The following is a 25,367-nucleotide window of genomic DNA, read 5'->3' on the forward strand; positions in this document are numbered from 1 at the left end:
TTACTCAAACACCTCTTCCCCCGCCACTCTAACAACTTCCTCCCGTCCAGCATCTCCAGGTTCACGGCGCATCTTCACATAGATCTCCGGAATAGAATTTTCCTGGATATGCACTGCCATAACGGCCAGAGTTTGGGAGGTGCGGAGGTCTTTCCCCTTTCTCCATATTTTGGGATCTTCACTGAAGCAAATGAAATCGTCCATATCATAGGGAGCTTCCCTCCCATCCAGAAACATTTTCATCCGCTCATAACGCTTCATACTGCCAGAGAGGCTTTTCAGATTATCCTTCTGCATATCATGTTCCAGAAAATGGTTGGTATGGACAAGGGTACCATTCTTCATCCGACGTATCCGGAAATCATCCATCCCAATCTCCACATAGGCAATCTCACGGGCATCTGCCAGCATCAGAAACTGCGGATAGCGAAAGCACTCCTTCTTCTGCAATGCCTCCTCCACGCTCCCACACCGGGAAAGCATACGGTGAAGCGCGCCAACCCCGACAGAATTCTTCCGGCTTCTCAGCTCCTTGGGAATGGCACTGGCCGTTGCTGAAAAAACGGCCAGCCCTTCCTCATTCACACCACCGCGAAGTCCCCAGCCTTTGGCTGTTTTCGTGAAGATGCCATAATATCTGTACCTGCCGTTTTCCACCAGCGCTGCCTTCTGGGGTGCGGGAATTTCATCCCTGTTTTTGGCGATCAGGGTTCCTCCTCCCGCAACACAATCCCCCTGGGCAGCAAAGAGCGTACATGCCTCGACTTGAATGGCAGACATCGCTATGCCTGCCGCCAGAATGCCGGCGATGATGCGGCGCTTCCAAGTACAGCTTCTCATGATACCTTTTCCCCTTCTGTCGGCAGACAGTCTTCCTGCAAATAACTCTGCATCTTTTCCCTTATGCCCTCTTTCTCCAGCGCATAGGGAGCGCTGACAAGAACGGGAGCCGGATGGGAAGTTACGCTGACAAGGACGGGCTTTTCCTTTGTGATAACAATATCCCAGCCGAGATATCCCCAGGCCTTGGTTCTCCTGATGGCTTTTTGCACCATTTCAACCGCCTCCCGGAACATGGGAATCTGAAATCCCCTGAATTCCATACCAGAAAGAGGGTGGGTAACAAACCGCGTGCATTCCGCATCGGAAGCATCTGTCACAACGGTTCCTGTTTCCTGGTCAATCACGGCAAACAGCTCTCCATCATAGAACTGATGATTCTGCCCCTTACCTGCCCCCGTCCTCAGAACTGCATAGGCAATATCCGCAGGTTCTGCACTTGACGGCGCAGCCTGCTCCTGAGCTATGGTGACAATCCTGATCTTCGCCATGGCTCCCGGTGACAGATTCTCCAGTTCCCCATGCTGTACCAGGCATGCTTCCACAAGTCCAGGCTCCATAGAAAGAAGTTTCTCGTGGAGAGCCAGTGCGCTGTAGCCACTGAACGAAAACTCCACGATTTCCTTCTTTTCCCCGTTGATGGGTCTGTACAATACCCGGCTGCATCCTTCAAAAGTCTCGGCAAACTGCGGGCCGGATACGCTATTGCTGAAGCACCAGGGCCTCCGGATAAACTGTCGGAAAGTACGATAGAACTGCTCAGGCTGCTCCAGTATCTCTAGGAATTCCTGATTCCTGTTGTATTCATTATCCAGCCGACTGGAAAGTGCATTCAGGAAAATCTTATCCCGCAATTTCTGCCGCATTTTCCCCATACTGTATCTTCGATATTCTCGCTCTGTACAATGGGTCTTCTCAACACACGCAAGATAGGTCTTATGCTCTTTCACCGGAATATCCCAGAGGTTCAGCCTGTCGTAAAGCACAAAACTGACGCCGTACTGTTTCCACGCCTTCATCATCTTCGACTGGGCATCGTTGTGCTCCCATCCGGCTCTCTCCATGACAGATGCAACAGCCTCCTGCCTCTGCCGCCAGAGGAGATCCTGCTCCTCAAGATATTTTCCAAGTTCCTCTGCAGGAATCCGGCAAAGATTTCTCGCATCGTAGTCTGTGTAGGAAATGCCGTATTTTCCCCTGGCATCTTCCATTCTCTGGATTGCCGTTTCCTCCGACCAATAAGTCTTTTTCATGACAGAATCGACGGCTTCCCGGTCCGCAAGACGCATCCGTTCTTCCAGCGGAAGTTCCGCCACAGAGGCTTCCTTGGGCACGTTTCTCTGTTTCTTCGCTACCCTGAAATATCTCTTAAAATTCTTGTAGGGCTTCGGATCCGTGTCGTTTTTGATAAAGAAAATTTCCGATTCGTTCAGTATTTCCTGCCAATCACCTTTTTCAATCCGCCCTCCGGCGTACTCATCAATCAAAACCTTCTCGCTGACGAAGATTTTCCCGGGCGACTGCACCTTTACCCCGAAATCCAGGGGCCTGTGATATATCATATAGTCCGCAAAAATGCCCGGCAGATTGACGCCGCATTTGCAGAAAGCATAGCCGGAGGCACCCAGCCGCATATTAAGCTCCACAAAGTAAATCCTGCCGTCTGCCGCCTCAATCAGATCTATGTCGTACAACCCGTCAAAATCCAGGCTTCCCACGAAATCGATGAGTTTTCCCGCCAACGGCTGAAGTTCCGATATATCCAGTATCCTTCCCGTAAGCGCCACGCCCCGGTGCTCCTTTGTGCCGCCTCTCACTGCCACAAAGGCAGCAGGACCTATGGCACCCTGCTTCGTGCTGACCCCCAGGATAGAATACTCATTGACAATGTCCACGTAATCTTCCACCAGCATGGAGATCTCCTTCCGGCGGGAAAGGACCGTCAGCCATCCGGAAAGTTCCTCCTTGCTGTCACAACGGTGCATCCTGGACTTCGCCGCCAGACGGCTGACATCAGGCTTGATGAAGCAGGGATAGGAAATAGTATCGGGAATTTCAAAATGCCCTCTCTCCGCGTGAATCAGGCAGCTCTTCAGGACGGGAAGTCCCGCCTCCTCTGCCAGCTTTTTCTGGACGTGCTTCGACATGAGATAATTGATCCCACCCTGCCTGTCCGACACGTTCGGAAGGATGTAGTATTTCTTCAACCTGCCATAATATTTGTCAGCCACAGCGGCTACGAGATCATCTGCAGGAATCAAAAGCATCCTGTTGACTTTATCAGCATTTTTTATGAGTTCATCGGCCAATGTTTTGTCATCACGCTTCGTGAGGACCACATAATATGCCTTGACATATTTGCTGAACCGCTCTACCTCAATGCCGCGCAATTTCTCCTGTTCACCCGGCAGTGTCTGATAGACATGCATCACTTCGACTTCGTATCCCGCCTCGCCAAGGGAACGCGCAATGCTCAGGTTGGAACAATAGTTCCTGCCTGCCACCAGCACCCTGGGGCGCCCATTATAGCGTTTTCTCTCATTTCCTGACTTCCACTGCGGATCTCCCGAAAATTTCCGGCTCAGACGGTCCAGTCCCGTTTTCATCCATTGCACCACCGGATGCTGCATCGTCTTTTCCCGAAGGAGACGGTCCAGTCCCGTTTTCATCCATTGCACCACCGGATGCTGCATCGTCTTTTCCCGAAGGAATTGTTGGGCTTTCTGTATCTTCCGGCGGCGCAGTTCCTTGCGGAATTCCCGGTACTTCTCCTTATAGGGCGCCGGGTCATCCCCGCTTTCCAGGAGACCGAAATCCGCATCCCGCATCCTGCGCTCCATGGTTTTCTTGGACATGAATCCGTTCAGAAAATCCTCCCAGAGTACCTTCTCATAAACGAAATTGTAGCCAAAGTGCGAAACAACGCCATCCTCTTCCGCATGGGTTCCCGCCACTATCTCGTCCACAACAATAGCAGGAAGATTTGCGCCACCTTTGAAATAAGCATAACTTGGGCCGCCGCTTCTCAGATTCACTTCGTTGAAATAAATCTTGTCTCCCACGATATTGAATTCCATATCGAACATGCCCGTATAATGGAAATTCTGCAGCATGGCGATGATTTTTTCGCAACAGTCCCCCATGAACTCAAAGGGGTACATCATCCCTGACAGGGTGACGCCTTTTTCATACTTTGCAACACAGGTTTTTCGAATGACTGCAGGAATGATAATCTTCTGATCCAGGGCAACGCCGCTGAAGTCGATTTCATCGCTGATGTCCAGATATTCCTGTACAAGGACAGACCGGTCGAAATACCGGTTCCTCAATCTGCGAAGATGTCTCTCCAAGGATGCGCGATTACGGCATACCGCCATTTCTTTCTTGTAGCCTGTCACGCTTTCCAAAGGTTTCACGAAACACGGATAGGTGATGTCCTCTGGAATTTCCAGGGAGCCCCCCCGCAGCGAAATTCTCCATTCACTGGGGGTCAGTATGCCTGCCTCCCTTGCCAGTCTTCCCTGGAAGGACTTGTCCATGGCGTCAACCATGGAGCCTGCTTTGCCGCCAACAATGCCTGGCATCAGGAAGATATCTGCCAGGAGATCCCTGTTCATATCCATGATTGATGCCGTGTAGTCATCCGTGGGGAAAAGCACGGGCTTCAGTGCTTCCTTTCCCTTGTAGGACAGAAGGGCTTCCAGGAGTTCCTCGTCCGTTTCCCCCTCCCCATGAAATTTTGCCGAGATGACTTCCCGGAAATTGCGCACATACCTGCTTTTTCCCACAAAGTCCGCCAGCCCGGTAATTCTGCTGCTAGCCACTGCATCGACGACATATCCTGCCGCTCCCAGACAGCGGATTACACCTACACCTGTGGCGAAACTGCGCGTTAGTACGACAACCAGCCGGTCCTTCCTGTTCATAGCATCCTTTCTCCTTACACCCTTAGTCTGCGCACCAGTTCAGCGCGATCAACCTTCCCATTGCGATTCAGCGGCATATCCTGAACATGGACATAGCGCCCCGGCACCATATAGGAAGGAAGCTCCCTAGCCGCAAATGCGGAAAGTTCCTCCTCTTTTTCCGCATCCCCCTGCCAAAACAGGACAATCCTGGAATTCGCATCATCGTATACACATACTGCAATTTCAACAAACTCCGTCTTCTCAAGGCATGCCTCGATTTCTCCCGGATTTATCCGATATCCGAAGTGCTTGAAATAGAATCCTTCCCTCGCAGCAAATACATAAGATCCGTCCCCGTCCAGCCTCATCATATCTCCCGTGTGATAGACCAGGGAAGAACCATGAGGAAGGAGCTGCAGCCCCGAACAGAGCAGTTCCCCGGCAACGCACAACTCTCCAACACTGCCGCTCTCTTTGATATCCTGTTCTTCCTCATCCAGCAGGAAGACCTCATAGCCGGGAAAGACCTCAGATAAGGGAACCACTTCGGAGAGTACGGGTTCCTTTATAATCTTATACAGACAATTACCCGTCATTTCCGTTGTGCCGTAGAGGTTCACATAGAGCGCATCCGGTTTTTTCTCCAGCCAGTAGTTCATGCATTTTGCCTGCAGTTCCTCGCCCACAAAAAGAACCTTCTTCAGCGTCGGCATCCGGAAGCTCTCAAGAATGTGAAGATCCTTGAACACGCGAAGAAGAGAGGGGGACCATACTGCAGCCGTGATCCCGGCTGCCTCTATAAAGGCAGCATCATCTACGGGCAGAACATTCCCCACGGGCATGATGTACATTTTCGCTCCACAGTAGAGCATGGTGTAAATATCCTTGGTAACTGCGTCAAACATCAGGGAAAGCTTGCTTCCAAGAACGTCGCCATGTGAAAATCCGAACAGAGATACATAGCGGCGAATGAAGGATGCCATCGCGCCATGACTTTTCAGCACGCATTTCTCGTGCTCTGTCGTCCCCGATGTATATACACCAAACAAGGGAGTATCCCCAGTGATTCCTTTTTGAATGCTTTTCAGAAGTTTTTTGTTCGGTGCAGCTGCAAGCATTTCATCAAAAATCTCAACATCTGCGTCAAGATCAAGAATCTCCTCGCTTCCCGCATGAAAATTCCAGAGCACAGCCTCGGGTTCGATGGCGCTCACCATTTCCTCTATCCTCCCGAAAGGAAGCTGTCCGTCCAGGGGAATATAATAGTTGCCGCTCCAGGCAACGCCCAGAAACATGACAATGCTTTTCACATTGCGCTGCCCAATCACGACAAAGGGTCTGCCCGTACAGCCGTATTTGTTCTGAAGATACGTGCCGACTGCCTGAGACTGCTCCAGCAGCACTGAAAAGGACAGGACATTGCCATAGGCATCGATGACGGCATCCTTTTCAGGAACCTGACTGGCGGAATTGGTGAGAAAGTCCAGTATATGCTCTGTCTCTTCCGGATAGCGAAAATCTTCTATCCCCTTTTCTGCGGGACTTTCCGGTTTTATGATTCCCTGAAAGGAACGCCCTACGGAAAGTGAAGCTGTCGTACTCCCGTTTCCGGAGCTCTCCTCATCCCGTGCATCTTCGGCCAATTCCTCAGGATGAATGTTCACAACGATTTTCGACGACTCCTGCCGGTCCTCATCGCTTAGGTACATCTCCACCAGTTTCGCAATGGCTCCCACAGTATTGAAATGCTGTGCATTGATATCCATCGGAGAAATCCGTACACCATACTCTGCTTCCAATTTGACAACAAATGAAACCATTTCTATGGAATTATACATTCCGCTCGTAATCAGGGTGTCATCTTTTTTGACTGCCGGTTTTATTTCCCTTGCAATTCTCAGTATCTCTTCAGCTGTAACCATTTCTTACATTCTCTCCCAACCGGTATCCGCTACCCTCGTTCCGGTAAATCCTGACTCTTTGTGTCTTGTAAACAAGGCTCCGCAAGAGGTTAATTTTTTGCACGGCCCTGTAGTAATCACAGTAGTCCTCAAACCACTCATCAAATGTTCTCATCCTTATTTTCTCGTCGGTGACTTTCTCCATGTAAAGATAGTCTTCTGTTGCAAATTCAAGTCCCAGAGCCTTCGCGACGCAGGGAAGGATGGGTTCCTCGGATGCCACCTGGAAAAAAGCCCCCGTTTGTCTGCAGCGCTCTTCGACCAGATTGATTTCCTCTTCCCAGTCCTTGCCCAAGAAACGGCTGAGTCTCCGCGCATACTCGAAAAAAATGAGATCGTTTGCGTGTATGCAGTCCTTGTACATCAAGGTCTTCTTATAGTTTTTCTTCACGAAATCAGCAATGTGTATATCACCTTTTGCATCCATGATCTCAAGAATGCGGAAGGCCTCCTCCAGGTTCTTTCTGATTTCCTCTTCCGTGAAAAGATCCGGACGCTTCAGCTCCGCAAGAATCTTTTCGTTGCTCATCCCCTTGCGGAGCATGGAATTGACATTCTTGATCTCATAGAGAAAGGGATATCTCTCCTTTTCAAAAAGACGGATGACACTGTTCCGCCGTCTGAAATTCGAGGATTTGTAGGGCGCATACCCCCGAAAGGATACCTGAGGAATAAAAATCTTTTGCGCAGCAGGGGAAACCATCTTGAGGATATCCACATCCATTATCCCGCGATCTACCAGGATTGGCGCGTGAATCAATATGTCGCACAACCTCGACGCCGCCAAAAATCCATCGTATCCTGGGTATTGCCGCATCGTGTCCCTGCCTATATGATAAAAAAGCATGCAGTATTCATCATTTGCCTTCGTCAGTTCAAGAACCTGCTTCAAGCCACCCAGCTCGCAATACCCGCAAAACATCATTATCGGCTTGCCTTTTTCGATAGCATCGAAAACACGGTAATATATGAAATCCTCACAAATGACGTGCCCTCTTTTTAGCAATTCATTACGTGCCACACCATAGGGAGGAAGAACATCCAAATTGTGAATGAACGGCTTGCAGACAATAACGTAATCGTTCTTGCAGATTTCTGTTTCCGAAAACAGAGCAACTTCATAGGTCTGCCGCAGGGCAGGATGGACATCATCCATATCATCTACAAGAATCATGCGAATATCAAGGACACCCTCATATTCGCAGATAAATTGATATGCAAGATCATCCCCACCATAAATGACAACATGTCTCATTCTTGCTCTTCGACGAATGTCTTCTTTTACTTCAATTGGTTCCATATAATTGCACCGCCATTCGGCGTTTTCCTCCCAAAACTCGTTCTTAGCGCCTCTTGTGATTCCGTATGAGCTGTTCATAAATAAATTTTAGATTTGACTTGTCTAAATCTCCATGCCGTTTCCAAAATCCTCTCGTATTTACACATCACACGCAAACAAGCCAAGCGCATCATTACGCTTGGCTTATAGAAAATCTATTTGAAATTAGGGGCAGAAATTAAAAGCGCATTATTCCGAATAGTCTCGTATTCGGAATAATGCCCCCCCTCCCTAGTGGATATATATCTATTCCAGATGTACGCAAAGGCCTGAGCCATCTTTTTTCTATCCTGAAAAAACATATCCCAAGCACTCCTTACAAACACATAGACACTTCTTGCAATTCACTCTGCCCATGATAGCATATCTCAAAGTGATATACAAGATTTAGGGCTGGAAGATTTTGCCTACGGCAAAATATGAACAATAGTGTTATAACTCGGAAGAAAATATCTTCCTCGTTGAAAGGCCAAGAAGAAGCTTTGTCTATCGACAAAGCTGGAACAATTGCCTTATAACTCGGAAGAAGATATCTTCCTCGTTGAAACACCAATCGGAAGATTTTGCCTACGGCAAAATTTGAACAACGGTGTTATAATTAACCTATCAGATAAACTTTGGCAAGGAGGTCATTCCTATGTGCATCAAAAACAATCTTCAGAAAGCCCCCTTGGGCTGGCCTTTGGCTATTGCCTCGTTGGGCACCGTGGCCACCATCTTTGCGGGCAAGAAGCTTCACCTGGCTTTTGGCACCGCCTGGGGTGTGCTGTCCCTGTGGCATGCCTGGCAGCATAGCGGCAAGATGAAAAAAGACGTGGAGAGGGCCCAGGAATATCTCCGCACGGGGCTTGCCTCCGATGGACAGCGGCCTGACGCCTATACCCTGGCCCTGGCCAGATATGCCAATCATCAAGCGTCCTGCCAGTAAGAAAAGAAAAACTGGGCAAGCAACAATTCGCTGTCGTTTGCCCAGTTTTTTATTTATCAAATTTTAAGCTTGCTCCTGCACAGGCTCAACCTTGGCCATAATCACAGCCATGACTGCTGCCAGGCAGATAAAGCCTGCACCCAGGCCGGCCCAGCCGTTGCCGGTGAAGCCGTCCACTACATAGCCAACCAGGCTGCAGGCGCCTACGGTCAGCACATAAGGCAGCTGGGTGCTCACGTGGTCGATGTGATGGCACTGCGCTCCTGCCGAAGCCAGGATGGTGGTGTCGGAAATGGGAGAAGCATGGTCGCCGCCTACGGCACCGGAAAGGATGGCTGCCACGCAGATCACCAGCATGGAAGTATTCTCCACACCCAGGATAGCAATGGCAATGGGAATCAAGATGCCGAAAGTGCCCCAGCTGGTGCCGGTGGCGAAAGCCAGACCGATGGACACCAGGAAGAAGATGGGAGGCAGGAACATGATGATGGAGGCATGGGCGCTGACCACACCGCCTACGAAGCCACCCAAATCGAGATACTTGTCACTGCACACGCCGGAAAGGGTCCAAGCCAGGCACAGGATGAAGATAGCCGGCGTCATGGCCTTGAAACCGCGGCTGAAGCAGTCGCAGAAGGCATTGAAGGTGACAATGTGGCGGGGCAGATAGAGCAGCCCCGTGAAAACAAAGGCCACAAAGGAGCCCAGCACCAGAGACTTGGAAGAATCGCAGTCCGCAAAGGCATCAGCCACGCTCTTGCCTTCACCGGCAAAGAGACCGCCAGTGTAGAGCATGCCAAAGACGCAGGCGCCAATCAGCACGATCAGGGGCAGGAAAAGGTCAATGAGCTGGCCCTTGCCCTCACGGCTGAGAGCTGCGTGCTCCGTATCCTGATACTCCTCAGGCACCTCGAAGTGCTCATTGCTGCGCTCCACGCTGCTGCCCATAGCGCCAAAATCCCTGCCCGTCCAAATGATGAAGGCCATGAAAACCAGGGTCAAAAGAGCGTAGAGATTGAAAGGAATGGTCTGCAGAAACAAGGAGAAGCCGTCAATCTCGCTGCCCTCCGGCAGGGAGGAACCCACGGCTGCCGCCCAGCTGGACACGGGAGCGATGATGCAGATAGGCGCTGCCGTAGCATCAATGACATAAGCCAGCTTGGTGCGGGCTACCTTGAACTTATCCGTCACAGGCCGCATGACCGTACCCACTGTGAGGCAGTTGAAATAATCGTCAATGAAGATGACAAGTCCTAAAAGCGCCGTCACCACCAGGGACTGGCGTGGTCCTTTGATCTGCCTGGCTGCCCACTCGCCATAAGCCCGGGTAGCACCGGAACGGGTGATGGCCGCCACCAGGATGCCCAGGATAACCAGGAACACCAGGATGTTCACGTTGCCCCCCACCTTGTCTCCCAAAATCTGGAACATGGTGAGGATAGCTTCCAGGACGCTGCCCCCGGTAAAAAGCATGGCCCCCGCAAAGATACCAATCAACAGGGACATATAAACTTCCTTAGTCCATAGCGCCAAGATGATGGTAATCAAAGGCGGCAGGACGGCCCAAGCTGTATGTGCCATGAATACGCCTACTTTCTATAGTTTATTTTATGAATCGCATGGGTCTAATTGTATAACATTTTTTGCATAGTAGCAATACCAGCACTACAGGATTTGCAATGTATACAAATTTACAAGCATCAATTCAACTCTGAGAAAGCATCTGCCAGTTTGCCGAACTCCTCCAAAGAGAGAGTCTCACCCCGGCGGGTGGGGTCGATGCCGGCCTTTTCCATGGCATCACGCACCTGCTCCTTGGGGAAGCCGCCACCTTTGAGGGCATTGGCCAGGGTCTTGCGGCGCTGGCCGAAGGAGGCCTTCACCACCCGGAAGAACATCTTCTCATCCTGCACCTGCACGGCAGGAGTCTCCCTTACCTTGCAGGCGATGACCACGCTCATGACCTCCGGGGCGGGAATAAAGGAACGTGGCGGCACATTCAGCACGATTTCCGGCTCCGTGTAATACTGCACAGCCACGGAAAGAGCCCCATAAGCCTTGGTGCCGGGCCTGGCTATCATGCGCTCCGCCACTTCCTTCTGCACCATGGTCACCAGCCGCTCGATAGGCAGGCGGCGCTCCAGCAGGGTCATGATGATGGGTGTAGTGATGTAGTAGGGCAGGTTGGCTGCCACCTTGAAGGTCCCCTCTCCCATGATGGAGGGAATATCAACCTTGAGGATATCCCCCGGCACAATGGTCACATTGGGGTAGGCCTTGAGGGTTTCTGCCAGCACTGCCGGCAGCTTCTTGTCCAGCTCCACCGCCGTGACCTGGGCCCCGGCCTCTGCCAGTCCCTGGGTGAGGGTGCCGATGCCCGGGCCGATTTCCAGCACCCGCTCCCCGGGCTGGATATCTGCCGCATCCACAATGCCCTGTACAATGCCTGCATCAATGAGGAAGTTCTGCCCCAGTTTCTTGCTCATGTGAAGGCCGAAAGCCTTCAGGATATGGGTAGTCACCTCACGGCTGGCAATCTTGGGCTGTACGATTTTTTCTTCTTTATCCATTCTATCTCCTTAATCTCTATCAAGCTCTGCCACGGCGGCCTCGAATTCCTCACGGGTCACCCCGTAGTGATTCAGCCGCTTCAAAAAGGTCTTGGCATTGGCAAAGCCCAAGCCTAAGAGCTCCCCTGCCCTGGCACGGCGTGCAGAAGCCTCAGCCCCACCGGAAAGACCTGCCATGATGAGGTCGCTGCCGCTGAACTCATTGGAAGGCTCAAAGCTCAGGGTATGCACCTTGGCCAGTGCCTTGCGAATTGCCTCCGGCCCTGCCTGCTCAATGCCGATATCGTCGTTGGCGGTGGCATCTTCCACAGGCACAAAGGCATGCTTGGCCTCCGGGAAGCGCTTGGTGAGATACTGGCGTATGCGCTCACCAGCCGAATCCGGGTCGGTAAGGATGATAATGCCCCGCTTCTTGTAGGCCTGTTCGATATTCTTCAGGGCAGCGGGCTTCAGGTTGAAGCCCTCGGTGATGATGCAGTCCGCCTCCACCGCTTTGTTGATGGCAACTACATCCATCTTGCCCTCGACTACTAATACTTCCTTTATCAATGTCTTGCTCCTTAAATCATGCCAGCGTTTCCTGTACGGCTCTATAAACCTCAGCATGTATATTCTCTATGGACAGGGGATTTCCTCCCACGCTGCATTTCACTTTTGCCCAGCCGTATTTTTCTGCCAATTCCAGATATGCTTCATGGCAGCGGTGCAGGTATTCCTTGTCCTTTTCGTGGATATCCGACTGGCCTGTGACCTTCGCCCTTTCAGCTATAAGCCTGTCTGCCGCCTCAGGCTCCATATCCAGGAAGACCACCTTGTCAGGCACAGGCAGACCCAGCTTGTTGAATTCATAATCCCAAAGCCAGGCGAGGAAATTCTCCCGTTCTTCCGTATCTGTCAATTTGACCGCCTGATGCACCATATTAGATGTAGTATAACGGTCTGCCAGAATGATGTCCCCGGCCTCGTAATATTTCTGCCACTTCATGCGGTAGGAAGCATAGCGATCTGCCGCAAAGAAGGTGGACGCGGCATAAGCGTTCACATCCTCCGCATGGCCGCCAAAGTCCCCCCGCAGATACATGCGCACCAGCATGGAACCGTCTGCTTCATAGTCGGGGAACTCCACCTTATGAACCTTCCTGCCTTCAGCCAGCAGCCTTTCATAGAGCTTTTTGGTCTGGGTAGCCTTGCCGGAGCCGTCCCCGGCTTCTATGATAATCAGTTTTCCCTTGCTCATTTTTCCTTGACCACCTTCAACGTCTTCAGCTTCGTATCCTCCGGGCCCACGATTTTCATGCCCAGGGCCTGCTGTGTCCCGATATAATCAAGCATCTCCCGGCTTATCCTCTCCCCGGGCACCAGCAGGGGCACACCCGGCGGATAGAACATGACCTGCTCTGCAATGATCCTGCCTGCGGCTTCCGCAAAGGCAACCTTCTCCTTCTCTGCAAAGAAAGCCTCCCTGGGAGTCAGTTCCGCTTCCTGCCACAAGGGAGCCTTTGGGGGCAGGCAATCCAGCAGGGGCTTCTTCCCCAGTCTCCTGGCGTGCCTGCTCAAGGCTTGCAGGGCTTCCAGCAGCCTTGCCCCCTGCGCTCCCCCATCTGCATAGGAAATTATGAACAGCAGGTTCCAGGCATCGGACAGCTCGCATTGCACCTTTTCCTCAAACCTCAGGTAATGCTCTGCCTCCAGCCCCGAAATGCCCAGCTCCTTCACCTGCACCGTGATTTTCGTCAGGTCCAGGCCGCAGGCACCCGGCGTGCAGAAATCATCTGCCCCCGGCGACCACAGGCCCTCTATCTTATTGATTTCCTCTCTGAGTTTCCTGGACAGGGCCACCGCCCTGCCCACCAGCTCACTGCCCTGCTCTGCCATCTGCAGGCGGGCAATGTCCAGTGAAGCCAAGAGCAGCTGGTTGGGGCTGGTGGACTGGAGCAGGCTCATGCTTTCCCTGAGCCTTTCCCTGTCCATCCTCGTTTCCTTATTCACCAGCAGCATGGAAGTCTGGGTCATGGAGCCCAGGATCTTGTGGGTGCTGAGGGCCGCTGCATCAGCTCCGGCAGCGATGGCTTCACTGGGCAATCCTTCAGAAAAAGGAAGATGAGGCCCGTGGGCCTCATCCACCAGCAGCAGCATATCACGGCTGTGCAAAAAATCCGCTATAGGCTTCAAATCCACCGCAGTGCCGTAGTAAGTAGGATAGACCAGCACCACCGCCCTGGCCTCCGGGTTAGCTTCCACCGCCTCTTGCAGGGCCTCAATTCCAAGGCCCACAGGAATACCCAGCCTTTCATCTATCTCCGGCTGAAGATACACCGGCCTTGCCCCGGAAAGTATCAGCCCCCCGATAATGGAGCGATGGACGTTGCGGGGCACCAGCACCTTGTCGCCGGAGGAAAGTGTTCCCAGCAGCATGGCCTGCACCGCCCCGGTAGTGCCGTTGATGCAGAAATAAGCCTGTCCTGCCCCATAGAGCTCCGCTGCCAGCTTCTGGGCTTCGGCAATGCACATGGAGGGCTCATGGAGGTCATCCAGTTCCTCCATCAGGGAGACTTCCTCCCTCAGGCCTTTTTCTGTAATCAGCTCCTGCAGCAGGGGGTGGGCTCCCAGGCCCTGCTTATGCCCCGGGGTATGGAAGGCCAAAGCCCCATCCTCCCGATATTTCTTCATGGCCTCCGCTATGGGAGCACAGAGTTTTTTCTTTTCCATATCCATCAATGCTTGCGTTCCTTTTGGCCAAGCGCCTTCCGTTCAAGTCTCAAATGCACTCTCGTCCCCTCGCCGGGAGCGGAAAGCACCTTGAGCTGGGCGCCAATAATGCGGGCCCTTTCCTCCATGCCAATCATGCCAAAGTGGCCCAGCGCATCTTCCTTCTTGGTATCCTCTGCATTTTCGCCAGCAGGCTCTTCCGCTGCTCCCGCTGACTCAATCTCAGCCCGGCGGGCCTCAGGGTCGAAGCCTGCCCCCTTGTCCTCCACCAGCACAGACAGCGCCGCTCCCGTATAGAGCAGGCGCACTTTCGCCTCCTGCACACCGGCATGGTGGACGATGTTGTTCAGCGCTTCCTGCACAATACGGAACACCGCAATCTCAGCATGCTTGGGCAAATCATAGACATTCCCGTCTACGGAAAAGTCCGTGGCAATCATGCCCCTGATGGCAAGGCGCGACACCAGTTGCTGCAGAGCAGGCACCAAGCCCAAATCGTCAAGTGCCATGGGACGCATATCAAAGATAATCTGCCGGACGCTGCCCAGGCATTCCTTGATCTGCAGCCGCAATTCCTGCAAGGTGCGCCTTGCTTCCTCTATATCCTTGTCCATAAGCTTTTCTATGATGGAAGTCTGGATCAGCATATTGGCCATATCCTGGGCAGGACCGTCATGGATTTCCCTGGACATGCGGTAGCGTTCTTCTTCCTGGGCCTTGATGACCCTGGCGCCTACGAACTGCTCCTTCTGCACCGCCTCTATTTTCCACATGACACCACTGACCTGGGAAGCGAGATAAGAAAAAACTGAACCTATGGCCAGAGCCAGATGCTCTGCCTGGTCCAGCATGATGCCCAGCTTCCTCAGCCGCAGTTCCAGCTTGTCCCGGCGCTCCCTTAGGTCTGCCTCCTTCTCCCGCTCCACGCCCAGAGCCACCTGGATATCCTTGACCTTCTCATAGGTAGCCTTGATGCTTTCCTCTGAGTACTGGGCAAAGTTGCCGCTCACCCGCACCAGATTCTGCTTCTCGCGTTGCTCTTCTTTGGCCAGGCTGTCCACCCTGTCAATGGTCTCCCTGGCCCTGGTCTTGAGCTCTGCCAGCTGCTGCTTGCTACGCTCCACCTCGTCCCTTGCCGTCTCGTAAATCTCGAAAATCTGCGCCTTATTGGACTCGATGGTATCTATGGTGTTGTTCAGGATAGACTTCAGGGCATCCGTGCTAAGATTCCCTGCTTCATCCAGGAATTCTTTGCTCTTTCCCATAAGTTTACCTTACTTTCCCTCGCCGTTATCCTGATTATGCTTCTTCAGGAACATCTTCAGCACCACAAAGGCCAGCAAAGCCCCGGCCAGCATATAGGCATCCCCGGCGTGGAACACCGCATCCCAACCTCTGTCTTCCACCTTCACTGCGATGGCACCGAGTACCAGGATAACTACTAATATATTGGAAATAACCTTGCTGTGTTTCTTCAGGAATTCTATTTCAATCTCCTCCTATCATTATTCATACCCACCTAGTGTATCTCAAGCAGGGCTTTTCTGCAAGGATAATATAGCCCCCGACTTGCTTTTAAGTCCATTTGCCCTTAAAATAGTAGGGAGAGCTTAAATTTTTGCAATTATACAATCGAAAGGTGATACAAATGAGCATTTTTTCCCGCTTCCTGCCGAAGCGCAAGCCCCCCGAGATAAAGAACAACATCCCGAAGGAAAAGGCCAATATCCGCAAGACCTTCGGCATCTATTGCCACAAGCACCACGACACCTCCGGCGACAAGCTGTGCCCCAAGTGCACGGCCCTGCTGGCCACGGTCATGACCAAGATGAACCGCTGCCCCTACGGCATCACCAAACCCATCTGCGACCGTTGCGACCGTCCCTGCTTCGGCACCAAGCAGACCCACGACTTCCTGACTATCATGAACTCCACCAGCACCAGCATGTTCCTGCGTCATCCCATCATGGCCTTCAAGCACAAGCTGGCCAGCATGGGGGTTGACTACGCCAAGTACCAGCAGCAGAAGAAAGTGGATGACAAGGCCAAGGCCAAAGAGAAGTCCAAGGATAAAAAGGAAAAGAAATAATTGCCACTGTCGGAGAGCTTCAGCCCTCCGGCAGTTTTTCTTTGCCCTGAGAAGTTTTTGTAACATTTATCACAGAATATTTATCCCCGATATGATAGCATGGTAAAGAATACACAGAAAGGGTGTTGCACATGGGCAAATGGGGCGTGTTTTATTCCTCAGTCACAGGGAACACGAAGATGATAGCAGAAAAAATCGCAGAAGCTGCGGTAGAGGCTGACTTGCTGCCGGTGGAGGAAATGCCGGAGGATCTGTCCGGCTATGAGGTAGTGGCTCTGGGGTACTGGCTGCGGCTGGGCGGGGCTGACCCCAAGATGATGAGGTACCTGCCCAAAGTCAAAGACAGCACGGTGATACTCTTTGAGACCCACGGCACCGACCCGGGCAGCGAGCACGCCGTCACCGCCTACGCGCGGGCAGCGTATCTACTGGGCGAAGGCTGTGAAATCCTGGGCACCTTCGGCTGCCAGGGCAAGATAAATCCAGCCCTTATAGAGAAGCGTAAAAACTCCTCCCCCGATGACCCCCACGGCGGCACCGCAGCCATGGAGCGTTGGAAACGGGCGGCAAATCACCCCAACGAAGAAGACTTTGCCGCCGCCGCAGACTTCGTGGCCCAGATGAAACGCAAGCTGGTGCTCCGGCAGAAATACCGGGAGCATAAGCAATAACCAGGTTGTCCAACCTCGTTGAAACACCAATTGGAAGATTTTGCCTACGGCAGAGTTTGAACAATTGTGTTATAAATCCCCCATTACAACTACACACACGAAGAAGTCCGGCAGAGTTCTCCCCCTGCCGGACTTATTCGTATATTACAGATAAGATTCAAAAGCCGCCTTGTCCAGAACCCTTATCTCCCTGCCCCTGACCTCCAGCAGGCCTTCCTGCTGCATGACTCCCAGTTCCCGTGACAGGGACGGCCTGGCCACGGCCAGATACTGGGCCCAGTTCTCCCTGTTCACTTCCAGATTGATCTTTCCTTCCCCGTCCATGCCCCAGAAGAGGTAACGGATAATCTTCTCCCGCAGACTGCCACTGGAGAGTACCTTGAGTTTCGTGTGCATAAAGTAGGCCTTGCGGGCAAGCACCCGCATAAGGTTCCGCTGCACCAGCCTGGCCACCTCAGAAACCTCCTTGCCTGTGAGGGAAAAGGCCTCACTTTCCATCACCAGCAGTTCCGTGTCACGGGCAGCTTCCACATACATATCGTAAGGACGCCCCATGAGCAGATACACCTCCCCGAACACATCCCCCGGCTCATCGATTTCCGACAGGAAGATATGCCGCCCGGTGAAGCTCTCCTTCTGAATATGCACCCTGCCGCTCAAGAGCACATAGAGGCTCTGGGGCGTATCCCCATCATTGAATACGACTTCACCTTTATGGCAGCGCCTTAACTGCACACGGCTGGAAGCCAGGAACTCCCGCACCTCACCTTCTGTCATATTCTCTGCCAACAGGCATTTTTGAAAAATAGCTGCAACCTTGTCCAAATTATCCAAATGCCCACCATCCTGCACTAAACTTCTTTAATTTAACGTGGCTCATAAAATCTCTCGATTACTGCCATTTACAGATTCCAGATCTTGTAAAATCAAATCCGGCAGTTCTTCCATTGACTTGCCAAAAAACCGTGCCTTATCATCCTCACCACCCGCAAGATAAAAAGCCAGATACTCGAACAAGCCCAGGAACTCTCCAAAATCTTCCGGCTCAGTGTCCTGGGCCGCCTGAAAAAGTTCCTGATAAGCGGCAGATTTACTCAGACCAGGAAAGTCAGCCGCCTGCCCCTTGCGCAGCAACTCGTACAACTCATAAACTTGCTTGTCGAATTGTTCCAAGCTCACGGTTTCTCCCCCATGCTGATATTGATCAATAACTTAAGTTGATCCATTTTTCATTTCTCCCTAAAGCCCACTTATCTTTGTTTCACAACCTCCCTATAAAAGGCTCCCGAAAGCAACATCACCTGCCATTCTATTCATCCATTCCCTCTCACATATTTTGTGATAATCCCAAGTCACAATTATTAAGCGCAAAAACACTTATAGTCTCACCTTAGCACATTCATGATTTATCATCCATAAACCATAACCGTTCTTTTTGTAACAACAATTTAAGAATCGCTTCTGTGTCTTTCCAAAGATTACATCTATCATCATCTTTAAAGCCATTTGTGAATTCTTTGCATTTTATTAAATCCTCCAACACAACAATTTGGTCTATGCAGTCCAAGGCAAGTCCCATATCGTTTTTTTCTTTGATAATTTTCCCTTGCGTGCTACTATCTAAGACCAAATAAATGATTTTAATTTTACATCCCTTAAAATTACCAAATGTTTTTTCCATCACATTTTTAGCAGCATTCACTTGTTTCTTCCATAATTCAGTGTTCTGATCTCTCACTTCCCCAAAACAAGATATATCCTCCTTATCGTTCAGTAAATCATTCATAAACTTCAACGTATATAGATATTTCTTTGTTTTTAAGTCATTTGGTTTTTCTTTAAGTGCATAATTAACCACCAAATCATAAAAGCGATAATAGAGGGATTCACCACCAGCTTTACATGTACACACCATATTCAACAACTGTTCTCCAGCTACACTTTCATCCGTAGTCTTCAACTCTACAAGATATATAGTGTTATCATCTTTAAGAAGATAATCTACGTTGGCATATTGACGAGTGCCCAACTCTTTGCTCGTAATCTCCCCCTGTTTTATCCGCTCTATAATTGGCCCAGTTAATTTCAGTTGGCCTTCCCTAGATATAGGAAATTCTTTAGCAATTAGTTTAGGCTTATTTTTTCTCTCTTTTTCATTTTGATTTAACTTATACTCAACAACTTCTTCAACAAACTCAGAAATCATCATATCTACAATTATTTCAGCCTTAGCTTTTTGTGTTCTGTAATCATTAACCGTCCAATCTTTCACCATTTCAAAAAAATTATCATGCTTTTTCATATACAGTCCGTCCTCCCCTTAACTTCAACAATCCACCCATCCTTCGGCAAGATCACCATATCCTTATACCTATCTTCTATCTTCAGTTCCTTAAATCCTGCCGGATTCTCCGTATGCAAGGGCACGATATACTTCCGTGGCGCAATATCCTCGATGAACTTCGCCAAGGTCTTTTTATCCGCGTGTCCCGTGGAATGGGCGTAGTTGACCTGCCCGCCAAAGCGCTTGACAAATGTTGCCAGGCCCTCATTATAGGCAGCGTGGTCAGGGTTCAGATAGCCCCGCCACATGGAATAGAGCAGGCAAGGATTGAATTCGCTCATATAACTGCCATATCTTTCATAAAGCGTATAAGCATCTTCTATCTTTTTGTTGAGCAGAGAGCCAAGAAGCACGACACATTCCTTGGGGCACTGTTCCTTGAGTTCACCAATGGTATGCACAAAAGGCAGCCGATATTCCTTCTTGTATCTTCCCGCTATTTTCCTGAAGGTCTTGAGCATATCAACCATATAATCGTTGGCATAAATAGACAGCTGATTAGCCCTGGCGGCCTGGCAGATGGAACTCAGGCTGTCAAAATTTGTAGAAGAACAAACGACAAAGATCTGACGGTGGTCTTGCATATACGCACTGACTTCTTCCTGTAATTTCCTTTCCGTCAAAAGATGTTCTTCCTTGACAGAACGGGTCATCATGGTGCCTTCGCAGATAAGCACATCTACCTGGTAAATCTTTTCACGAATCAGCCGGGGAACAATCTCCACGCTTCTGCCTGTATATCCCGTACTCCTAAAATCACCACTGTGAAGTATGGTATGTCCTGCTCCCTCAAAGAGAAACATATTGGCGTGATAGGCTGAGTGGTCAACGAAAAAGGGCGTTATGCTCATATCTTTCAAAGCAATCGTCTGCCCTGACTTCAAATCATGGATACGTCCATCACTATTGGCCAACAAATCCTGCATGGCGGTGTTGCCCGTATTCCTGTGCAGCACACGCAGTATTTCCAGCATGGTTTCATCCATGTAAATGGGAATCTCCTTGGGAATTTTATCAATCAGTCCCGTATGGTCGCCGTGGTAGTGGGTGAAGAACACGGCATCAATAGGGTGATAGCGACGATGAAATATTTTTTTGATAAGTTCATCATCGCTTATCGCAGCCTGGCTCCCCGGCAGCGAACTGCCGAAGTCCACCAAGATATTCGTTTCCCCCATATTAATTTCGGTGACACTGCCGCCGATTTGTCCCGTACCTCGGTGAATGGTAATGGCCTTCCCCCATGCGCTTAGACACCTAAAATGAAAGATTCCTAACGCATCCTCAAAATTGCTTTATTTTCCGCAGTTTTGGCCATCTTCGCCAATTTAGGCAGCAATTTTTTCAACGGGCATTCGCTCCATGTAGTATTCTTCCGGAGTCTGGTAATCGTTGCTGGAATGTATTCGCTGGCGGTTGTAGAAAATCCAAATATACTCAAATACAGCCGCCTTAGCTTCAGCGCGAGTGCGGAAATGCTTCTCGTTCAGCCATTCCTGTTTTAATGTACCCCAGAAGCTTTCCATGGGAGCGTTATCCCAACAGTTGCCTTTCCGGCTCATGCTCATCGTAAAACCATTCTGCTTTGCCATTTGGCAATAGTCTTTGGAACAATACTGACTTCCACGGTCAGAATGGAGGATGCAGCCGTTTACATCGCTGGTATGATTTATGGCATCCTGTAAAGCTGACATAACTAGCTGTTTGGTCATACGGCCATCCATGGCCACTCCTACCATTTTACGGCCGCATAAATCCATCACCCCAGCTAGATAAAGCCAGCCTTCGTCTGTAGGGATATAGGTTATATCACTGACCATCTTTTTCCCAGGATGTTCTGCAGAAAAATTGCGGTTCAGAACATTTTCGGCAACAGGCATATCATGGCCTGAATATGTTGTAGCCTTATACTTCCGACGGGCCTTGCCATGTATGCCGTTTTCCTTCATGATACGTTCTACACGCTTGTGGTTGACCTTAATCCCCTTTTTACGTAGCTTTCTGAAAATGCGCACGGAACCATAGGTCTTATTGGATTTTTCGTGAATTTGCTTAATGATACGTAAAAGCTCATCATTGCTTTTGTCACGGAGGCTTGGCTTGCGGGAAAGCCAAGCGTAAAAACCGCTTCTGGATACATTAGCCCATCGCACCATCTTTGCAATCGGATATTTGCCGCGGTTAGCTTCGATGTAGTAATATCGGATCACTTCAGGTTCTTGGCAAAGAAGGCGCTCGCTTTTTTTAGGAATTCATTCTCCTGTTCAAGGTCTTTAATACGCCGCTGTAGCCTTCTTAGCTCGGCATCCTCATCACGGAGCTTGCCACTGCCGACAAAGGGCTGCTCCGGATGTTTTATGTATCTTGCCTTCCAAGTGTATAGGGAACTTACGTTGACTCCTATCTCTCGGGCTACCTGGCTGGCCGGAACACCGCTCAAGACTCTTTTTACGGCTTCTTCCTTAAATTCATTACTGTATCTGTTCAATCGTATCACCTCATGAATGTATTGTACCATTCATTTCGGGTGTCCAGCAAAGCGGGTATGGGGCATAATATGCACACGCTTTTTATACCATTCGTTGCGCTCTTCCATTCCGCGAAAGCCCAAAAATTCACGGAATTTCCAAGGAGGTGGAGGATTGTCGCGCTCTTTGTTGCACTCATCGCCTAGTTCCAAAATACATCGCAGCGTGGCAAAAAGCGAATCATTATCTCCCCATGTCTCTGCCCATGCTTTTACCTCGCGCAGTACCTCCTCCTCATCTTCCCCGCACCGTCTGGCTGCCCAACGAGCCAAATCGGCAAGTAATGTGTCATCATCCACATCCAAAGACACATTCCGTGCAGCATCCACCATGTCATCATTCAATTCCCTAATCTTCTTAGTGATAAGTTCAGCAGCTTTCATCTCATCTACCTCTTCCCACAAATTCCCCCATCATTTACCATATTATTTTATATTTCATAATATTTCATCTTGTTTTTGCAAATTCTTTCATATCATAAAGCCATTCGATATTCTGTTCCTTCATTTTAGCATAAAGGATATATGCTTCGCTACAAGTTTGAGGTCTTGCTGCCGTCTATGGTATACTTTTTCCAAGGAGGAGGATTTACATGACAGACTTCAATGCCATCCGAGCCATGATAACAGGCGGTGCCATAGGTGATGCCTTGGGAGTCCCCGTGGAATTCCAATCGCGGGAAGAACTTTCCCAGGATCCTGTCCTGAGAATGCGCGGCTACGGCACCCACTATCAGCCGCCAGGCACCTGGTCGGACGATACCAGCATGACCCTCTGCCTGCTGGGAAGCCTGAGCAGGCGCAAAGCCATCGACTACTTGGACATCATGGAAAACTTCACCCGCTGGCTGCATCAGGCAGAATTTACCGCCACAGGCGTTGTCTTCGATGTGGGCATAGCTACCCAGGAGGCCATAGCACGCTACGAACAGGGCACGCCTCCCCTTGAGTGCGGCGGCAGGGGCGAACAGGACAACGGCAACGGCTCACTGATGCGCATTGCACCTCTGGCCCTTTATCTGCACCGGCAGCAGTTGACCTCAGTCAGTGACATACTAGACGCTGCCCATAAGCTCTCCTGCCTCACCCACGCTCATCCCCGTAGCCAGATGGCCTGCGGCATCTATACTCTCATTGCCCTGAACCTGCTGGAAGGACGCTCTCTTGCCTCTGCCATCAGCGAAGGGCTTGCCTCCGCCCGTGCATTTTATGAAAAGTCTGCTGCCTTCAGCTCAGAACTCTCCACCTATGGACGCCTTTGGGAATTGGACGCTTTTGCCGCCCTCCCCGAAGCCGCCATCCAAAGCAGCGGCTATGTAGTACATACCCTGGAAGCGGTCATTTGGTGCCTGCTCAACAGCAAGGACTACGCCAGCTGCGTGCTGAAAGCTGTCAACCTTGGCAATGACACGGACACGATAGCTGCCATTGCAGGAGGTCTTGCCGGGCTGGCCTACGGCAGGGATTCCATCCCTGCTGAATGGAAAAGCACACTTGCCAAATGTGATTATATCGATAACTTATGCCTTGATTTCCTCCGTTAAAAATTACATCACTTGCACGTACAGCAAAATGGGGACTGCCTAATCTGGCAGTCCCCACATTTTTGCCTTACTTCACTAAATGAAGCTCAGGCTTGCTCTCTATTTTCTTTCGTTCCCTGGGCGGAGATTCCGACTGTTCTTCCTTATTATCTTTGCTGTGGTCACAGACATTCAGCAGTATCCCCATGGCACACATGGTGACTATCAGGGAGGAACCGCCATAGCTGATGAAAGGCAGGGGCACGCCTACCACGGGCAGGAGGCCGCCTACCATGGCCACGTTGGCAATGCCCTGTCCCATGATCAGCAACATGATGCCCAGGGCCAGCATCTGGCCAAATTCATCATTGGCTTTATTGGCAATGCGTATGCAATACAAGAGCAATACTGCCAACAAGAAGAAAATCAGCATAGCCCCCAGGAAACCATGCTCCTGGCAGAAGATGGCGAAGGCAAAGTCCGTGTGAGCTTCCGGCAGGTAGTCGTACTTGCTGACCCCGGAGCCCAGCCCCATACCCCAGAAACCTCCGGAGCCGATGGTGGACAGGGATTGCACTGTCTGGTAGCCCTTGCCCTGGGCATCTGCCCAAGGGTCGAACATGACCTTGATGCGCTCCAGCCGGTAGGGCTGCAGGAAAATCAGGCCAATGGCCCCCGCCACGCCAATGCCCCCCAGGGGCACGAGCTGGCTCATGGGCACCCCTGCCACTATCAGCATGAGGAAAGGTACGCCAATTATGATGAGGGCCGTGCCCATATCAGGCTCCAGCTCCGTCAGCGCAGCCATCAGGAGGATTATCCCCGCCTGCAGATTCAGCACACTTGGCGCCTTGCCTGCTTTCAATCTGGAGGACAGATAAGCCGCCATCAGCAGGAGGGAAATCAGCTTGGCAAACTCCGCAGGCTGGAAGCCCACGCCTCCGGCATAGAGCCAGCGGCGTGCACCGTTGACCTCGGTGCCCACAATGAGCACCGCCACCAAAGCTATCATTATAAAGGCCACCATGCCCGGCATTAGGTAGCGCCAGCGCATATAGTTGCACTTGCGGCAGAAGACAAAGGCTGCCAACCCCACCACCAGCATGATCAGGTGTTTGGTCAAAAAGTAATATGGATTTTCATAATCTATGGTGGCCATGACAAAACTGGAGCTGAACACATTCAGCGTTCCCAGCACCAGCAGCAAGACCATGATAACAATCACAGGCTCTGCGTCATTGGTCCACAGAGTCTTGCGGATACGCATTGCTAAAGCCTCCTCAATCAAGGCGCCCTGTAGGCGTCAAGGGAAAATAACCTCACAGCGGTTTATTTTCTCCCCAAAGCCGCTGAACTTGCGCTCGTACTCCGTCATGATATTGTCCGGACGGTTCTCCGCATGAAGGTCAAAAGACACATCCCGCACTGTGAGCTTTGCTTCCTCGAACTGCTCCAGAGAGAAGTCAAAGAGAGGCCTGTTGTCGGTCTTGAAGTGAATCTCTCCCCCCTGTTTGAGGAGCCCACGATACTTCTCCAGGAAGCCCACATGAGTGAGGCGGCGCTTGGCATGGCGCTTCTTGGGCCAGGGGTCGCAAAAATTGATGTAGAAGCGGTCAACCTCCCCGGGGGCGAAGATATCCTGTATCTTGTTGATATCAAAGACCAGCAGGCGGACGTTTTTAAGCTCCAAGGCCGCAATCTTCTTGGCGGCGGAATAGAGCACATCCTGCTGCATCTCGATGCCGATGTAATTGATGTCAGGATTCTTTTCAGCCAGCTGGCTGATGAAGTCACCCTTGCCCGTACCCAGCTCCACGTGAAGGGGGGCCTGGCGACCGAAGATTTCTGCCCACTGGCCTTTCTTCTCTTCTCCGATTTCCAGATCCTTGCTGAACACAAAGCTGTCGAAATTATGTATGGCCTCGTCTACCCAAGGCTTTCTTCTTAAACGCACTTTC

23 protein-coding genes are annotated in these 25,367 nt (G+C 50.9%); 4 read left to right on the forward strand and 19 right to left on the reverse strand.

What is annotated here, in order from left to right; translation table 11 throughout:
- Genes BLW59_RS03965 through BLW59_RS03980 form a run of 4 tightly spaced genes read right to left on the reverse strand, consistent with a single transcriptional unit; the run spans position 1 to position 8,009 of the window.
- A complete protein-coding gene (locus BLW59_RS03965; RefSeq protein ID WP_074696399.1) occupies positions 1 to 840 on the reverse strand; it encodes a C45 family autoproteolytic acyltransferase/hydolase in 840 nt (279 codons plus the stop codon).
- Positions 837 to 4,766, reverse strand: a complete 3,930-nt coding sequence (locus BLW59_RS03970) for a sugar-transfer associated ATP-grasp domain-containing protein (RefSeq protein ID WP_074696401.1) — start codon at positions 4,764 to 4,766, stop codon at positions 837 to 839. The genes BLW59_RS03965 and BLW59_RS03970 overlap by 4 nt, the downstream gene beginning before the upstream one ends.
- 14 nt (positions 4,767 to 4,780) lie before the next feature.
- Positions 4,781 to 6,670 (reverse strand): AMP-binding protein, encoded by a 1,890-nt coding sequence (locus BLW59_RS03975; protein ID WP_074696403.1) that lies wholly within the window; start codon positions 6,668 to 6,670, stop codon positions 4,781 to 4,783.
- Entirely contained in the window at positions 6,657 to 8,009 is a 1,353-nt protein-coding gene (locus tag BLW59_RS03980; protein WP_175463354.1) for a WcbI family polysaccharide biosynthesis putative acetyltransferase, read from the reverse strand. The genes BLW59_RS03975 and BLW59_RS03980 overlap by 14 nt, the downstream gene beginning before the upstream one ends.
- 676 nt (positions 8,010 to 8,685) lie before the next feature.
- Here BLW59_RS03980 and BLW59_RS03985 point away from each other — a divergent pair.
- Entirely contained in the window at positions 8,686 to 8,976 is a 291-nt protein-coding gene (locus BLW59_RS03985; RefSeq protein WP_074696408.1) for a hypothetical protein, read from the forward strand.
- A gap of 63 nt (positions 8,977 to 9,039) precedes the next feature.
- On the opposite strand, the gene BLW59_RS03990 is transcribed toward BLW59_RS03985, so the two are convergent.
- The 7 genes from BLW59_RS03990 to BLW59_RS17680 form a co-directional block, all read right to left on the reverse strand.
- The gene (locus tag BLW59_RS03990) at positions 9,040 to 10,557 is read right to left on the reverse strand and encodes a Na+/H+ antiporter NhaC family protein (protein WP_074696410.1); all 1,518 of its coding nucleotides are present in this window, start codon (positions 10,555 to 10,557) and stop codon (positions 9,040 to 9,042) included.
- Between the two features lie 119 nt (positions 10,558 to 10,676).
- Positions 10,677 to 11,546, reverse strand: coding sequence for a 16S rRNA (adenine(1518)-N(6)/adenine(1519)-N(6))-dimethyltransferase RsmA (rsmA, locus tag BLW59_RS03995; RefSeq protein WP_029541089.1), 870 nt, complete (start codon positions 11,544 to 11,546; stop codon positions 10,677 to 10,679).
- A 9-nt stretch (positions 11,547 to 11,555) separates the two neighbouring features.
- Complete coding sequence (gene rnmV, locus BLW59_RS04000; RefSeq protein ID WP_029541090.1) at positions 11,556 to 12,095, reverse strand: ribonuclease M5; 540 nt, start codon at positions 12,093 to 12,095, stop codon at positions 11,556 to 11,558.
- Between the two features lie 16 nt (positions 12,096 to 12,111).
- A complete protein-coding gene (locus BLW59_RS04005; protein WP_074696412.1) occupies positions 12,112 to 12,783 on the reverse strand; it encodes a dTMP kinase in 672 nt (223 codons plus the stop codon).
- Positions 12,780 to 14,261: an aminotransferase class I/II-fold pyridoxal phosphate-dependent enzyme gene (locus BLW59_RS04010; protein WP_081348371.1), complete on the reverse strand. Its 1,482-nt coding sequence runs from the start codon at positions 14,259 to 14,261 to the stop codon at positions 12,780 to 12,782. The genes BLW59_RS04005 and BLW59_RS04010 overlap by 4 nt, the downstream gene beginning before the upstream one ends.
- Positions 14,261 to 15,520: a sensor histidine kinase gene (locus tag BLW59_RS04015; RefSeq protein ID WP_074696414.1), complete on the reverse strand. Its 1,260-nt coding sequence runs from the start codon at positions 15,518 to 15,520 to the stop codon at positions 14,261 to 14,263. Before BLW59_RS04015 ends, BLW59_RS04010 begins: the two co-directional genes overlap by 1 nt.
- Positions 15,521 to 15,529: 9 nt before the next feature.
- Positions 15,530 to 15,667 carry a hypothetical protein gene (locus BLW59_RS17680; protein ID WP_175463355.1) on the reverse strand — a complete coding sequence of 46 codons (138 nt, stop codon included), beginning with the start codon at positions 15,665 to 15,667 and terminating at the stop codon, positions 15,530 to 15,532.
- Positions 15,668 to 15,903: 236 nt separating this feature from the next.
- Between BLW59_RS17680 and BLW59_RS04020 the strand changes: the two genes are divergently transcribed.
- Positions 15,904 to 16,344, forward strand: coding sequence for a nitrous oxide-stimulated promoter family protein (locus BLW59_RS04020; RefSeq protein WP_029541100.1), 441 nt, complete (start codon positions 15,904 to 15,906; stop codon positions 16,342 to 16,344).
- 131 nt (positions 16,345 to 16,475) lie between these two features.
- Positions 16,476 to 17,015, forward strand: a complete 540-nt coding sequence (locus tag BLW59_RS04025) for a flavodoxin family protein (RefSeq protein WP_074696416.1) — start codon at positions 16,476 to 16,478, stop codon at positions 17,013 to 17,015.
- A gap of 144 nt (positions 17,016 to 17,159) precedes the next feature.
- On the opposite strand, the gene BLW59_RS04030 is transcribed toward BLW59_RS04025, so the two are convergent.
- The 6 genes from BLW59_RS04030 to BLW59_RS04060 form a co-directional block, all read right to left on the reverse strand.
- Entirely contained in the window at positions 17,160 to 17,849 is a 690-nt protein-coding gene (locus tag BLW59_RS04030; protein WP_074696418.1) for a Crp/Fnr family transcriptional regulator, read from the reverse strand.
- Positions 17,850 to 17,891: 42 nt separating this feature from the next.
- Complete coding sequence (locus BLW59_RS04035) at positions 17,892 to 18,194, reverse strand: hypothetical protein (protein WP_139283540.1); 303 nt, start codon at positions 18,192 to 18,194, stop codon at positions 17,892 to 17,894.
- A 220-nt stretch (positions 18,195 to 18,414) separates the two neighbouring features.
- Positions 18,415 to 19,317 carry a hypothetical protein gene (locus BLW59_RS04040; protein ID WP_074696422.1) on the reverse strand — a complete coding sequence of 301 codons (903 nt, stop codon included), beginning with the start codon at positions 19,315 to 19,317 and terminating at the stop codon, positions 18,415 to 18,417.
- On the reverse strand, positions 19,314 to 20,630 hold the full coding sequence (locus BLW59_RS04045) for an MBL fold metallo-hydrolase (RefSeq protein ID WP_074696424.1): 1,317 nt from the start codon (positions 20,628 to 20,630) through the stop codon (positions 19,314 to 19,316). Before BLW59_RS04045 ends, BLW59_RS04040 begins: the two co-directional genes overlap by 4 nt.
- 57 nt (positions 20,631 to 20,687) lie before the next feature.
- Positions 20,688 to 21,847 (reverse strand): IS3 family transposase gene (locus BLW59_RS04050; protein ID WP_318258309.1). Its coding sequence is split into 2 segments (ribosomal slippage): positions 20,688 to 21,592 and positions 21,592 to 21,847, totalling 1,161 coding nucleotides; the frame shifts between segments, so codons are not numbered across the junction.
- Between the two features lie 30 nt (positions 21,848 to 21,877).
- Positions 21,878 to 22,270 carry a hypothetical protein gene (locus BLW59_RS04060; protein WP_074696426.1) on the reverse strand — a complete coding sequence of 131 codons (393 nt, stop codon included), beginning with the start codon at positions 22,268 to 22,270 and terminating at the stop codon, positions 21,878 to 21,880.
- A gap of 209 nt (positions 22,271 to 22,479) precedes the next feature.
- On the opposite strand from BLW59_RS04060, the gene BLW59_RS04065 reads away from it, so the two are divergent.
- The gene (locus BLW59_RS04065; RefSeq protein ID WP_074696428.1) at positions 22,480 to 23,430 is read left to right on the forward strand and encodes an ADP-ribosylglycohydrolase family protein; all 951 of its coding nucleotides are present in this window, start codon (positions 22,480 to 22,482) and stop codon (positions 23,428 to 23,430) included.
- A gap of 67 nt (positions 23,431 to 23,497) precedes the next feature.
- Here the strand turns inward: BLW59_RS04065 and BLW59_RS04070 are convergent, their stop codons facing one another.
- Together BLW59_RS04070 and trmB are read right to left on the reverse strand one after the other, a co-directional pair.
- Positions 23,498 to 24,676 carry an FtsW/RodA/SpoVE family cell cycle protein gene (locus tag BLW59_RS04070; RefSeq protein WP_074696430.1) on the reverse strand — a complete coding sequence of 393 codons (1,179 nt, stop codon included), beginning with the start codon at positions 24,674 to 24,676 and terminating at the stop codon, positions 23,498 to 23,500.
- 36 nt (positions 24,677 to 24,712) lie between these two features.
- The gene (trmB, locus tag BLW59_RS04075) at positions 24,713 to 25,363 is read right to left on the reverse strand and encodes a tRNA (guanosine(46)-N7)-methyltransferase TrmB (protein ID WP_074696432.1); all 651 of its coding nucleotides are present in this window, start codon (positions 25,361 to 25,363) and stop codon (positions 24,713 to 24,715) included.
- Between the last annotated feature and the right edge of the window lie 4 nt (positions 25,364 to 25,367).

Origin of the sequence: Selenomonas sp. KH1T6 (assembly GCF_900108415.1) — a bacterium.
In the GTDB taxonomy this organism is placed as follows: Bacteria; Bacillota; Negativicutes; order Selenomonadales; family Selenomonadaceae; genus Selenomonas_B; species Selenomonas_B ruminantium_A.

Excerpts from the sequence above, each read along its gene's own strand:
- BLW59_RS03965 (WP_074696399.1), bottom strand. The coding sequence starts at position 840 with ATGAGAAGCTGTACTTGGAAGCGCCGCATCATCGCCGGCATTCTGGCG.
- BLW59_RS03970 (WP_074696401.1), bottom strand. The coding sequence starts at position 4,766 with ATGAACAGGAAGGACCGGCTGGTTGTCGTACTAACGCGCAGTTTCGCC.
- BLW59_RS03975 (WP_074696403.1), bottom strand. The coding sequence starts at position 6,670 with ATGGTTACAGCTGAAGAGATACTGAGAATTGCAAGGGAAATAAAACCG.
- BLW59_RS03980 (WP_175463354.1), bottom strand. The coding sequence starts at position 8,009 with ATGGAACCAATTGAAGTAAAAGAAGACATTCGTCGAAGAGCAAGAATG.
- BLW59_RS03985 (WP_074696408.1), top strand. The coding sequence starts at position 8,686 with ATGTGCATCAAAAACAATCTTCAGAAAGCCCCCTTGGGCTGGCCTTTG.
- BLW59_RS03990 (WP_074696410.1), bottom strand. The coding sequence starts at position 10,557 with ATGGCACATACAGCTTGGGCCGTCCTGCCGCCTTTGATTACCATCATC.
- rsmA (WP_029541089.1), bottom strand. The coding sequence starts at position 11,546 with ATGGATAAAGAAGAAAAAATCGTACAGCCCAAGATTGCCAGCCGTGAG.
- BLW59_RS04005 (WP_074696412.1), bottom strand. The coding sequence starts at position 12,783 with ATGAGCAAGGGAAAACTGATTATCATAGAAGCCGGGGACGGCTCCGGC.
- BLW59_RS04010 (WP_081348371.1), bottom strand. The coding sequence starts at position 14,261 with ATGGATATGGAAAAGAAAAAACTCTGTGCTCCCATAGCGGAGGCCATG.
- BLW59_RS04015 (WP_074696414.1), bottom strand. The coding sequence starts at position 15,520 with ATGGGAAAGAGCAAAGAATTCCTGGATGAAGCAGGGAATCTTAGCACG.
- BLW59_RS04020 (WP_029541100.1), top strand. The coding sequence starts at position 15,904 with ATGAGCATTTTTTCCCGCTTCCTGCCGAAGCGCAAGCCCCCCGAGATA.
- BLW59_RS04025 (WP_074696416.1), top strand. The coding sequence starts at position 16,476 with ATGGGCAAATGGGGCGTGTTTTATTCCTCAGTCACAGGGAACACGAAG.
- BLW59_RS04040 (WP_074696422.1), bottom strand. The coding sequence starts at position 19,317 with ATGAAAAAGCATGATAATTTTTTTGAAATGGTGAAAGATTGGACGGTT.
- BLW59_RS04060 (WP_074696426.1), bottom strand. The coding sequence starts at position 22,270 with ATGAAAGCTGCTGAACTTATCACTAAGAAGATTAGGGAATTGAATGAT.
- BLW59_RS04065 (WP_074696428.1), top strand. The coding sequence starts at position 22,480 with ATGACAGACTTCAATGCCATCCGAGCCATGATAACAGGCGGTGCCATA.
- BLW59_RS04070 (WP_074696430.1), bottom strand. The coding sequence starts at position 24,676 with ATGCGTATCCGCAAGACTCTGTGGACCAATGACGCAGAGCCTGTGATT.